The 11,568-nt window shown below is 58.1% G+C and carries 11 protein-coding genes; 6 read left to right on the forward strand and 5 right to left on the reverse strand.

What is annotated here, in order from left to right:
* The first annotated feature begins 37 nt into the window (after positions 1–37).
* The 3 genes from ABID47_RS23245 to ychF all read left to right on the forward strand — a co-directional run bounded on the left by ABID47_RS23245 (position 38) and on the right by ychF (position 3,994).
* Positions 38–1,747, forward strand: a complete 1,710-nt coding sequence (locus ABID47_RS23245) for an ABC transporter ATP-binding protein (protein ID WP_354500447.1) — start codon at positions 38–40, stop codon at positions 1,745–1,747.
* Positions 1,740–2,567: an energy-coupling factor transporter transmembrane component T family protein gene (locus tag ABID47_RS23250; protein WP_354500244.1), complete on the forward strand. Its 828-nt coding sequence runs from the start codon at positions 1,740–1,742 to the stop codon at positions 2,565–2,567. The genes ABID47_RS23245 and ABID47_RS23250 overlap by 8 nt, the downstream gene beginning before the upstream one ends.
* Before the next feature lie 326 nt (positions 2,568–2,893).
* Positions 2,894–3,994, forward strand: a complete 1,101-nt coding sequence (ychF, locus tag ABID47_RS23255) for a redox-regulated ATPase YchF (RefSeq protein WP_076174721.1) — start codon at positions 2,894–2,896, stop codon at positions 3,992–3,994.
* A 179-nt stretch (positions 3,995–4,173) separates the two neighbouring features.
* Here ychF and ABID47_RS23260 read toward each other — a convergent pair whose 3' ends face one another.
* The 5 genes from ABID47_RS23260 to ABID47_RS23280 form a co-directional block, all read right to left on the reverse strand.
* Positions 4,174–5,277, reverse strand: a complete 1,104-nt coding sequence (locus ABID47_RS23260) for a DUF4097 family beta strand repeat-containing protein (RefSeq protein WP_354500246.1) — start codon at positions 5,275–5,277, stop codon at positions 4,174–4,176.
* Entirely contained in the window at positions 5,274–5,795 is a 522-nt protein-coding gene (locus tag ABID47_RS23265) for a hypothetical protein (RefSeq protein WP_076174717.1), read from the reverse strand. The genes ABID47_RS23260 and ABID47_RS23265 overlap by 4 nt, the downstream gene beginning before the upstream one ends.
* A complete protein-coding gene (locus ABID47_RS23270) occupies positions 5,792–6,214 on the reverse strand; it encodes a zf-HC2 domain-containing protein (RefSeq protein ID WP_145028043.1) in 423 nt (140 codons plus the stop codon). The genes ABID47_RS23265 and ABID47_RS23270 overlap by 4 nt, the downstream gene beginning before the upstream one ends.
* Complete coding sequence (locus ABID47_RS23275) at positions 6,211–6,744, reverse strand: RNA polymerase sigma factor (protein WP_163882721.1); 534 nt, start codon at positions 6,742–6,744, stop codon at positions 6,211–6,213. Before ABID47_RS23275 ends, ABID47_RS23270 begins: the two co-directional genes overlap by 4 nt.
* A gap of 91 nt (positions 6,745–6,835) precedes the next feature.
* Positions 6,836–7,741, reverse strand: a complete 906-nt coding sequence (locus ABID47_RS23280; protein WP_354500249.1) for a LysR family transcriptional regulator — start codon at positions 7,739–7,741, stop codon at positions 6,836–6,838.
* Between the two features lie 192 nt (positions 7,742–7,933).
* Between ABID47_RS23280 and ABID47_RS23285 the strand changes: the two genes are divergently transcribed.
* From ABID47_RS23285 to ABID47_RS23295, 3 genes are all read left to right on the forward strand, one after another.
* Positions 7,934–9,232, forward strand: a complete 1,299-nt coding sequence (locus tag ABID47_RS23285) for an amino acid permease (RefSeq protein ID WP_354500251.1) — start codon at positions 7,934–7,936, stop codon at positions 9,230–9,232.
* 168 nt (positions 9,233–9,400) lie between these two features.
* Positions 9,401–10,468, forward strand: a complete 1,068-nt coding sequence (prfA, locus tag ABID47_RS23290; protein ID WP_076174707.1) for a peptide chain release factor 1 — start codon at positions 9,401–9,403, stop codon at positions 10,466–10,468.
* Between the two features lie 4 nt (positions 10,469–10,472).
* Positions 10,473–11,540 carry a HemK/PrmC family methyltransferase gene (locus ABID47_RS23295; RefSeq protein ID WP_354500253.1) on the forward strand — a complete coding sequence of 356 codons (1,068 nt, stop codon included), beginning with the start codon at positions 10,473–10,475 and terminating at the stop codon, positions 11,538–11,540.
* Positions 11,541–11,568 lie beyond the last annotated feature (28 nt).

The following is an 11,568-nucleotide window of genomic DNA, read 5'->3' on the forward strand; positions in this document are numbered from 1 at the left end:
TTGGCAGAGCGCCACAGGATAGGAGATTTACGTCATGATGCAGCCGATCATCTCGTTTCAACAGTACAGCTTTAAATATAAAAATCAGTCGGAGCCCACGCTGAAGGACATTACGCTGGACATTTATCCCGGAGAAAAGATCTGGATCGCCGGTCCCAGCGGCTCCGGCAAATCGACCTTGGCCCATTGTATCAATGGGCTTATTCCTTTTACCTACGGCGGGGACATCCGCGGCAGTCTGAGTATTGCCGGACGGAATCCTGCCGAATTGAGCATTTTCGAGCTGAGCCGTACGGTGGGGACGATTTTGCAGGACCAGGACTCCCAGTTCGTGGGCTTAAGCGTGGCCGAGGACGTGGCGTTTGTCATGGAAAATAAAGCGATGCCCCGCGAGCAGATGAAACGGGAAACGGCCGCTTCCCTGGAGCGGGTCGGCATGCTGGATTATATCGACCACAGCCCTTACGAGCTGTCGGGCGGGCAGAAGCAGAGCGTGTCCCTGGCCGGTGTGCTGTCAACGGATGCGGAGGTGCTGCTGTTCGACGAGCCGCTGGCCAACCTCGATCCGGCAGGCGGACGCAAAGCAATGCAGCTCATCGACGATATCCACCGGCAGGGCGGCAAAACGGTCATCATCATCGAGCACCGGGTGGAGGATGTGCTGCAGCAGCCGATCGACCGGATCGTGCTGATGAAGGACGGAGGCATCGAGGCGGTCAGTACGCCGGACGAGATTCTGGCGTCCGGCCTGCTGCGCGGCTGCGGCTTGCGGCCGCCGCTGTATGTCGATGCGCTGCGGTATGCCGGCGTATCCCTGGACGGTGTTCAAGGCCTCAGCCGGCCGCAGCCGCTGGGCATTCCCGGCCTTGGTGAGCGGCTGGATGGATGGAGCGAACAGGCGGCCGCACAAACGCCGTCACAGCCTGCAGAATCGCTGCTGGACGTACGCGGGCTGACCTTCGGGTATGAGCCCGGGCAGCCGGTTCTCAAGGATGTGTCGCTGCAAGTCGGGGCCGGAGAGATCGTTGCGCTCCTGGGGAACAACGGGGCGGGCAAATCGACGCTGTCCCAGCTGATTACGGGCATTCTGAAGCCGCAGTCCGGCTCGATGCGGTATGCGGGCCAGGATATGGCCTCGTGGTCGATCCGCCGCCGGGGTGAAGCGATCGGCTATGTGATGCAGAACCCGAACCGGATGATCACGCAGCATATGATCGCGGACGAGGTTGGCCTCGGCCTGAAGGTCCGCGGCGTGCCTGCCGCTGAGATCAAAGAGCGGGTCGCCGGCGTCCTGCAGACCTGCGGGCTGTATCCTTTCCGCAACTGGCCCGTTTCCGCGCTCAGCTACGGCCAGAAGAAGCGGCTCAGCATCGCCGCGATTCTCGTGCTGGCGCCGAAGCTGATGATTCTGGATGAGCCCACGGCCGGCCAGGATTATCGGCATTACCAGGAGTTTATGGATTTTATCGAGCAATTGGCCGGACAAGGCATCGCCTTCCTGCTCATTACGCACGACATGTATCTGGCCTTGGAGTACGCGCAGCGCGCCGTAGTGCTCAGCGGGGGCGAGGTGCTCGCCGCCGACACGGTCGCCTCGGTGCTCAGCCGTCCGGAGGTGACGGAGCCGGCCCATTTGAAGGAGACGTCGCTGTCCCTTTTCGCCAAAGCCAACGGCCTGGCTTCGCCTGAGCGGTTTGTGCAGGCTTTTATCAACGCAGAGAAGAAGGAGAAGAAGGGCCATGAATAGAACGGGCAGCCTCTATGTCACGGGGAACTCGCTGTTTCACCGGCTGGACGGAGCGGTCAAGCTGGTGCTGTTTATGGCCTGGACGGTCATGACGTACATGTTTTTGGATCTGCGGGTGTTTGTGTTGATGCTGGTTGTCGGGATCGCGCTGCTGGTGACGGCAGGGATTCCTTTTAAAAAGATGGCGTTTTTGTTTTGGCTGATGATAATTTTCACGGTACTGAACGGCATCTTTATTCTGCTCATCACGCCGACCTTCGGCACACGGCTGACGGGGACGGGTACGCCGCTGATTCCGCTCGGCTATAACACGATCAATGCGGAGACGCTGTTTTACGTGCTGACGCTGTCGGCCAAATATTTGACGCTGCTGCCGATTACGATCCTGTGCATTTTTACCACGCAGCCGAGCGCATTTGCCGGCAGTTTGAACCGGATCGGGGTCCCTTATAAAATCGCCTACGCCGTGAGTATTGCCCTCCGCTATATTCCGGACCTGACGGAAGAATTCCGCAGTACGCTGAACTCGATGCAGGCACGCGGCATGGGGATTACGAAAGAGGACGGCAGCATTGCGCAGCGCCTGCGCAACCTGGCGGCGGTCGTCGTTCCTGTGCTGCAGTCAGCGCTGCACCGGATCGATTCGGTGACGAACGCCATGGAGCTGCGGGGCTTTGGCACGCAGAAGAAGCGCACCTGGTACAGCGGCAAGGAGATGGAAGGGCTGGACTGGACGTTAGCCGTGCTTGGCGTGCTGCTGCTGGCTGTGGGCATTTGGCTGAAGGTGCGAGTGTTGAAAGGATTTTGGTATCCTTTTTAGGGATCGTCTGGAAGATGTTCTGGCAAGGGGCCCGGAGAATCCGGGTCTTTTTCGTCGAAAGCTTGATTGCCTGCGTCTGCGGCATTGGTTTTCGCAGCTTTCATTCATTTTGCCGCCTTTTCGTTTTCACACGCTCGCTGCATCTTTATCCTTACGCACTTTACTCTCCCAGGTTCAGATCGTCCCAGCCGCAGGGCGAAATGAAGGCTTAAGCCGGGCATCCGATCGTAAAGTCCAATCCTTGCCGCTCCGGGGGTTCTAATATATAATGGGTAGGATTGAGAGACGTCTGTTTAACTATTACCTAAATAGGAGTTGTCATATAAATGGCTTTGAAAGCAGGGATCGTTGGACTGCCGAACGTCGGCAAATCCACGTTGTTTAACGCAATTACCCAGGCGGGCGCCGAATCCGCCAACTATCCGTTCTGTACGATTGATCCAAACGTTGGGGTTGTCGAAGTTCCGGACGAGCGTCTGGATAAGCTGACCGAGCTGGTTCAGCCAAACAAAACCGTACCGACCGCTTTTGAGTTCGTCGATATCGCAGGTTTGGTTCGCGGCGCGAGCAAAGGTGAAGGTCTGGGCAACAAGTTCCTCGCTCATATCCGCGAGGTAGATGCGATCGTGCACGTGGTGCGCTGCTTCGAGGACGAGAACATCACGCACGTGGACGGCAAGGTCAACCCGGTCAGCGACATTCAAACCATCAACCTGGAGCTGATCCTGGCCGACCTGGAGAGCGTGGAGAAGCGCATCGACCGTTCGCGCAAAAACATGAAGGGCGGCAACAAGCAGTACGCCCAGGAAGTTGAAGTGCTGGAGCGCCTGAAAGAAGCGCTGTACAATGACCAGCCGGCCCGCAGCGTCGAACTGTCGGACGAAGAGAAAGTGATCGTGCGCGATCTGCACCTGCTGACCCTGAAGCCGGTTCTGTACGCGGCCAATGTCAGCGAGGACGGCGTGGCTGATGCGGACAGCAATCCGTACGTGCAGCAGGTCAAGGACTTTGCGGCAGGCGAGAATGCCGAAGTCGTTCCGATCAGCGCCAAGGTCGAGGCGGAAATCGCCGAGCTGGAAGGGGAAGACAAGGAAATGTTCCTGGAGGAGCTCGGTCTCGAAGAGTCCGGCCTGAACCGTCTGATCAAGGCGGCTTACCGCCTGCTCGGCCTGTACACGTACTTTACGGCAGGCGTGCAGGAAGTGCGCGCGTGGACGATCCGCAAAGGAACGAAGGCGCCGCAGGCAGCCGGCGTCATCCACACCGATTTTGAGCGCGGCTTTATTCGTGCCGAAGTGGTCTCCTACGACGACCTGGTCGCCGCCGGTACCATGAACGCCGCGAAGGAACGCGGCCAGCTTCGCCTGGAGGGCAAAGATTATGTCGTTGCGGACGGCGACGTAATGCATTTCCGTTTCAACGTGTAAACGTGTAATGGATGCGGCCATTAGGATTTTTAGTAAGCTGATAGTCAACGTAAAACCGCCATTCCCCGGGTAACCCTTGGAATGGCGGTTTTTTTGGTAGGGCTGAGTAGTCGGGTATCCCCGTCCTACCCAGCGCAAAAGGCCGATTATCGCTTGCAGCCTGCGACGCTCACAGCCCCTTAATGATTCACAGTAATGCTGCCGTTGGACGTGGCCAGCCCCACGGTAAACTGTCCGTCTCCCAAGGTGGCCGTAGCGCGGGAGTCGCTCTCATCCACCCAGCCGATGTTGCCCTTGATGGAGGAGTTGGACGTCTTGGCGGTCAGCTTGGCGCTGGCGTCCTCGGGAACGGTCAGGTTAATGCTGCCGTTTGAGGTTTTCACGTCCCAATTGCCGGCGATGCCGCTATCGCCCCGAACGGCGCCGTTGCTGGTCCGGATGTAGACCGGGCCGCCAAGCTGGTTGGCCGTCACCGTACCGTTGCTGGTCACCAGCTCGGAAGGGCCGTTGATGTTCGTTGCTACGATCCGGCCGTTGTTGGTCTTGGCCGACACTTTGCCCTGGATATCCTTTACGTTCAGGGTGCCATTCGACGTCACGGCCGTCAGTCCGGCATGAAGTCCGGAAGCGTCGATGGTGGAATTTTTCGTATGCACTTCCACTTCGACGGACTCCGGAACCTGGAGGTTAAAGTAATCTTCAGGCATCGCCCAGCCGCCGATCAGGACGATATCCGGCTGGTGTTTATCCAGTGTCAGGGTCAGCGTGTCTCCCGATGTTTCCGACTTCCAGTGCTGGTTCGTCCATTTGTCGGCATTAGCCTGGGAGGATTCGGTGCGCACGCGGACTTTTCCCTCATAGGCAATATTCGAGCCTTGAGCTTCCGTTACGTTGACCTTGCCGCTGTCGAGGAAAACTTCCACCCGCTTGATCTCTCCCTGCGCCGGAACCGATCCCTGCACGGCGCTGAGGTAACCCTTGTTAAAGAGGAACGTCCAGTCGGGGTAAATCGCCTGGGCTCCACTGACAATCAGAAGCAGAATCAGGATCGTGACGCTTCCGCCGCCCAGACGAACCCGCTGGTTGGCATGCACGACATTGGAAATGACAACTTCAATGCCGAGCAGGATGAGCAGGGTGGGCCATACATATTTCAGAACTTCAAAGCTGATGAACTGATTCATTTGAAGAATGATGATGACCCCAAGGCCGATCAATCCGATGGCGGTGGTCCATTTGCCGATCTTTCGGACCGGCGGGCGCGTCTCAAGCGGTGCGGTCACAGATGCTCACTTCCCTTATGGTTTGGTCTTTTGCCAAGCAGCCACATGCCGTAAACGATCAGGCCGACGGCCAGCAGCACGCTGGTAATATTGCGGTTCAGCAGCCATTCCCACAGGCCGGGGAAGACGCCGACGAGGAGCACGAGAATGCCCATGCCGATGCAGGTCGCCCCGATCCAAAACGGATGGACCGCCGATTCCTTCTGATATCCGTTCATTTGAATCCAGTCACGCTCGGTCCAAGGATAGCCGAAGGTATCCTGGCCCATCATCATCCGCTCGTGCTCCATGGCCGCGGCTTTCATCCAGCTCGCCTTCTGCAGGGCGTCAAACAGCTGGTAGAACCACAAAATCGCCAGAGCGAACGGAAACAGCATCGGAATCGACGGGATGAGGATGATGCAGACGCAGGCGCCGATCATGTACTGCAGTCCCTGTTTGGCGAATCCTAAATATAAATGGCCGAGGCCGGGAATCATCGACAACATAAACGTGAGCCATCTACTTTTTCTAATCATGGGTTACCCTCCTTAAATATGTGCTCCATTCGAGTGGATAAATGCTGCGTGGCCTCCGTCAGCCCGTTCCCCAGATGCTCGAAAATTCCGAATTGGAATAAGCAAAAGGTCAGGCAGGCCGCAAGCCCGAAATGGGCCAGCTTGGATTTCTGCGACTCGCGGGGCCGGCTTCTTGGCAGCGATCTTACCGCCAGCGGCGGCATTTGACGGACTTCCTCCATCACGCCGGCAACGATATCCGGCATATCCATGACCGGACCTGGATTCTCCCAAATTTGGGACATCTCCGTAATTTCCTGATACCAAGCCTGGCATTCCGGACACTGGTTCAAATGCTTTTCGATCAAGAGGGAGGTTTCGGGCGGCAGTTCATGGGCGGCGTAAGCGGCCATCTGGTATTGAATGAGTTCGCATTTCACCTGAGCTCCTCTCCTTTCTGACGCATCATTTGTCTGGCACGGTATAATTGGGACTCAACGGTTTTGGCGGTAATGCCCCGCCTCTTGGCAATCTCCTGATAGGAGCATTGTTCAAAATAATACATCTGCACGGCCGACTTATACGGCTCCTGCAGCTCATCGACGATTTGACGGATCCGGCTGTTCGTCTCTTCGGAGAGGACGATCTTCTCGGGTGTCTCGGCGGTTACCCAATCGTTTTCGCTAACCTCTCCCATCGTCCTTCGCGCCTGTTCCCTTTGGTGGGCCCTTTTCCAGTCCAGGCACTTCCGGACGGCGATTTGATACAGCCAGGTGGAGAAGGAGGATTCTTCCCGAAAAGCAGGCAGGGCCGAATATGCCTTAAGGAAAATGTCCTGCGACAAATCTTTCGCCGAGACGCTGTCGGCGGTCATTTTCAGGCATACGTGGTATACCATGCTCTGGTACCGCTGCACCAGAAATTTATAGGCTTCCGGATGGCCGGCTTTGACCGCCCGGATCCACTGCAACTCTTCTTCCAGTCTTCTCCCCTCCTCCCGATACGTTAAGTTAGACGCCGCATGTCGAGGCATCCCTGCAAAGTTTTTTAAAAAAATGTATTCAGCCGTTTTGGCGCCATCTGGCGGCATGTTCCCGGGACAGGCGGATGAACTCCCCAAGGGCCGGAGACAGCCACTTTCCGGGATGGTACAGCATTTGCGTGGCCACTCGGCAGGGGCTGTCGTCCCAAGGGAGCCGGATGAGCCGGCCGGAGGACAGCTCGTCCTTGACCGCAATGGCGGGCAGCAGGGAGATGCCAAGACCGGACATGACGCAGTGCTTGATCGTCTCGATGCTCCAGAACTCCAGGTCGCTGCTGCTGTAGATCGCGTGGCTGTTTAAATGCTGTTCGAGCAGCAGGCGGTAGCTGCAGTCCGATTCGGTATGGATAAAAGAAACGTCTTTCAAGTCCAGAGTATCAACCTGCGGCAGCAGGGTCAGCGGATGCGCCGGCGGCGCGATGAGCGCCATCGGTTCGTGGATGAGCGTCTCCGACTGCAAGTGCGGGTCATCCGCTTCCGGCTCCAGCACGAACACCAGGTCCATATCGCCGGACAGGGCCAATTTCTTGAGCTCCTTGCAGCCGGCCGGCCGGAGAATGATCTTCACGTCCGGGTACAGCTCCGTGTATTCCTTAATAATGTCCGGGAGCCGGAACGCCGCAAGAGACTCGGGTGCGCCGATGTTCAGCGTCCCGGAGGGCAGGCTTCCGCCAGCGGACATTTCGGCCAGCGCCCGGTCGTGCAGCTCCAGGAGCTGGATGGCATAGGGCAGCAGGCGCTCGCCTGCGGATGTAAGCTGTACCTTTTTCCCCAGACGGTCAAACAGCTTCGAGCCGACTTCCTCTTCCAGCGCCTGAATTTGCGCCGTGACGCTCGATTGGGCGTAGGACAGGATTTCGGCGGCTTTGGTAAAGCCATGCGTATCCGCAACGGTTCGGAAGGTGTGTAAGTGTTTTAAGTCCATCAATGATCCTCCATGATGCGAAATATGAATTCGTAGCGATCTTCAACTATCGGTTCTCCCGATGGAAACGATCAAAATAATCTGTTTTACCTATTTATCTATTATCTGTTAAGCTGTGAGCACTGCACAACCCTAGAATGACCGGTAATCCCTGCCGGTTACACCATTACAGCAGATAGGATGATCAAATATATGGCTTCATTAGAAAAGACCTCATTCGAAAAGACTTCTACAGCATCACACTTAACCTCTTCCATTCGGATGCCTCAAGCCATCGCTTTATATATCGGTTCGGTGCTCGGATCCGGCATCCTGATCGTGCCGGGGCTCGCCGCGCATATCGCGGGTCCGGCCTCGCTCCTGTCCTGGGGGCTCATGACGCTGCTCGTCCTGCCGATGGCCCTTGTCATGGGGCTGCTGTCGGCGCGTTACCCCGATGCCGGGGGCGTGTCCTCGTTTGTCTCCAGAGCGTACGGCACCAAAGCCGGGACGCTGGTCGGCTGGTTTTTCCTCATGTCGGTGCCGATAGGCGCACCGGTCGCAGCGTTGACGGGAGCAGGGTATATGACGGCTGCTTTTGGACTGGGTGACGGCGCCAGAATCGTCATTGCCGCGCTGATGCTGGCTGTGTCCCTGTTCATCAACGTCTTTGGGATGAAGCTGGCAGGCAGCGTGCAGATCGTCGTCGTATCGGCGATCGTACTGGTGCTCATCCTGGCGATATCCGGTTCTTTTCCCCATATGGAAGCAAGGCATTTCACGCCTTTTATGCCGGAAGGGTGGATCAGTGTCGGCCAGAGTGCGGCGATTCTGTTCTGGTGCTTTATCGGCTGGGAGGCGGTATCGCATTTATCCGAGGAGTTCGTGGACCCGAAACGGGCGGCGGTGCAGGGCGTGACGGTTGCGGCCATCATCGTCGGCGTGCTGTATTTTCTGACGGCATTGGCAACGGTGGGAACGCACAGCTATGGGGGGAGCGGGTCGGACGTATCGCTGCTGCTTGTTATTGAAAAGCTGCTCGGTCCGGCCGGGGCCGTCATCGCCGGCTTGACGGGGATGTTTATTTGCACGGCCACGGTCATTTCGTATACCGGCGCTTCATCGAGGCTTGCTTACGCGCTCGCCCGGGAAGGAAAGGCGCCGGCCTGGATGGGGAAGATGTCGTCCCGATTCCAGACGCCTGTCGGGGGACTGGGCTTTCTGGCGGGCTGTTTCGTGCTCGTGCTCGTTCTGTACGGAACCGGCGCAGTGTCACTGACCACGCTGATTACGCTCCCCAATGCCACGTTTATTTTGACGTATCTGGGCGGCTGCGCAGCCGGGATCCGGCTGCTGAAAGGCCAGCGGTGGGGACGGACGGTCAGCTGGCTGTCCTTTATCCTCACGGCGGCGGTGTTTCCGTTCGTCGGGTGGGCGATCTTGTATCCGCTGGTCATTTGCGGCATATATTTTTTGGTAAGTATAGGGCGGAAAAACAAAGCGCAAGCTTAACATAAACAGGCTTTCGGCTATCCTGTTCACCCATGTCGGCTATGGTAAATATGCGCGTACCGTGATATAATAAAAAGTCGTCTACCCTCTATTTTGATAGAGAGCAGCGATAACGATCAGAGCATATATATACCTAGTGTATTTTTTAAATAGGAGAGGTGAATCCCAGTGTTGGACCGATTGCAATCCTTGGCGGACCGTTATGAGAAGCTTAGTGAACTGCTTTGCGATCCTGACGTTGCGAACGACAGTAAGCGACTGCGGGAATATTCCAAAGAACAATCCGATTTGCAGCCTGCATATGAGGCTTATACCGAATATAAATCCGTCATGGAAGAACTCGAATCCGCCAAAGCGCTTCAGGCTGAGAAGCTGGACGACGAAATGCGTGAAATGGTCAAGATGGAAATCGAGGAGCTGACCCAGCGCCGTACCGAGCTGGAGGAACGCATCCGCATTCTGCTCCTGCCGAAGGACCCGAACGACGACAAGAACGTCATCGTGGAGATTCGCGGCGCGGCGGGCGGTGACGAAGCGGCCTTGTTCGCTTCCGACCTGTACCGGATGTACACGCGTTATGCGGATACCCAAGGCTGGCGCGTAGAGCTGATGGACGCCAATACGAACGATCTGGGCGGCTTCAAGGAAGTCATCTTCATGATCAACGGACGCGGCGCCTACAGCAAAATGAAATACGAAAGCGGCGCGCACCGCGTGCAGCGCATCCCGACGACGGAGTCCGGCGGACGGATCCATACTTCCACTTCTACAGTGGCAGTCATGCCGGAAGTTGAAGAGATCGATATCGAAATCCATGACAAGGATATCCGCGTCGATACGTTCTGCTCCAGCGGTGCGGGCGGACAATCCGTCAACACCACGAAATCCGCCGTTCGCGTGACCCATATTCCAACCGGAATCGTGGCCACCTGTCAGGACGGCAAGTCGCAGAACTCGAACAAGGAAAAGGCGCTTCAGGTGCTTCGTGCCCGGATCTTTGATATGATGCGGCAGGAAGAAGAAGCGAAGTATGCCGGTGAGCGGAAGAGCAAAGTGGGTACAGGCGACCGCAGTGAGCGGATCCGTACGTACAACTTCCCGCAAAGCCGGGTGACCGACCACCGCATCGGATTGACGCTGCACAAGCTCGATTCGGTGATGAACGGCGAAATCGAAGAGATCATTTCGGCCCTGAACATTGCGGAGCAGGCGGAAATGATGGATAAAGGGGAATAAGGCTTTGAAGGAAAGCACGTTTGTGATGACGACAAAGCAGAGTATACGGGAAGCCTTTGCGGAGGCTTCCTCTTTTTTAGCGGCGCATGAAGTGATGGAGCCGCAGCGGAACGCCCAGCTGCTGCTGGAGCATGTGCTGGGCCTGTCCGGCGCGGCCTATTACATGGCGCTGCCCGATCCGTTTCCGGACGAGCGGCAGAAGGCCTGGGAGGAAGTCATCTCCCGCAAGGCGGCGGGCGAACCGGCCCAATACATTATCGGGGAGCAGGAGTTCTACGGCATCCCCTTTCAGGTGACGCCCGCCGTGCTCATCCCGCGGCCCGAGACGGAGCTGCTCGTGGAGGCCGTGCTGCAGCAGGCCGCGCGGCTGTGGCCGCAAGGAGCGGCCCCGGCAGGGCGAGCGGCATCTGCGGCGGAGCAGGAGCCGCCGCAAGAGCAGGGTGCCGGCCGCGTTCCGGGGCCGGCTGACGCGGAGCTGCCGGACCGCGATGCGGCTCGTCCGGCGGCACAGGGCCGCGCAGCCGCTGCGCCCGGCGGCGATGCCGGTACCGCGGACGGCCTGCGCCCGCTGGTCGCGGCCGACATCGGCACCGGCAGCGGCGCCATCGCGGTCACGCTGGCGCTGCACGCCCCGCGCTGGCGTGTCTACGCCAGCGACATCTCGGCGGACGCGCTGCGGGTCGCCGCGCGCAACGCCGAAGCAAACGGTGTCCAGGTCGCCTTCGAGGAAGGCAACCTGCTGGAGCCGTTTGCGGGGCGGCGGGTCGACATCCTGGTGTCGAATCCGCCGTACATTCCTGCGGCCGATATTTCCGGCCTGCAGCCCGAGGTGCGCGACCATGAGCCGCGCACGGCGCTGGACGGCGGAGCGGACGGGCTCGCGCCTTACCGCATCATGATGCAGCAGCTGCCGCTGCTGCAGGAGCCGCCCCGGCTCATCGGATTCGAGCTGGGCATCGGCCAGGCGGGCGAGGTCGCAGACCTGCTCCGCCAGGCGGGCCATTGGGATGAAATTATAATCATCCCGGACCTCGCCGGCATTGAGCGCCACGTTCTCGGCGTCCGCCGGTGATCCCATAATTTTCTTTTTGACCCAATTT

It is taken from the genome of Paenibacillus favisporus (genome assembly GCF_040545415.1).
GTDB lineage: Bacteria > Bacillota > Bacilli > Paenibacillales > Paenibacillaceae > Paenibacillus_AQ > Paenibacillus_AQ favisporus.

Bases quoted from the DNA above. Each gene is read 5' to 3' on its own strand.
- ABID47_RS23245 (WP_354500447.1), top strand. From the start codon at position 38: ATGCAGCCGATCATCTCGTTTCAACAGTACAGCTTTAAATATAAAAAT.
- ABID47_RS23250 (WP_354500244.1), top strand. From the start codon at position 1,740: ATGAATAGAACGGGCAGCCTCTATGTCACGGGGAACTCGCTGTTTCAC.
- ychF (WP_076174721.1), top strand. From the start codon at position 2,894: ATGGCTTTGAAAGCAGGGATCGTTGGACTGCCGAACGTCGGCAAATCC.
- ABID47_RS23265 (WP_076174717.1), bottom strand. From the start codon at position 5,795: ATGATTAGAAAAAGTAGATGGCTCACGTTTATGTTGTCGATGATTCCC.
- ABID47_RS23280 (WP_354500249.1), bottom strand. From the start codon at position 7,741: ATGGACTTAAAACACTTACACACCTTCCGAACCGTTGCGGATACGCAT.
- ABID47_RS23285 (WP_354500251.1), top strand. From the start codon at position 7,934: ATGGCTTCATTAGAAAAGACCTCATTCGAAAAGACTTCTACAGCATCA.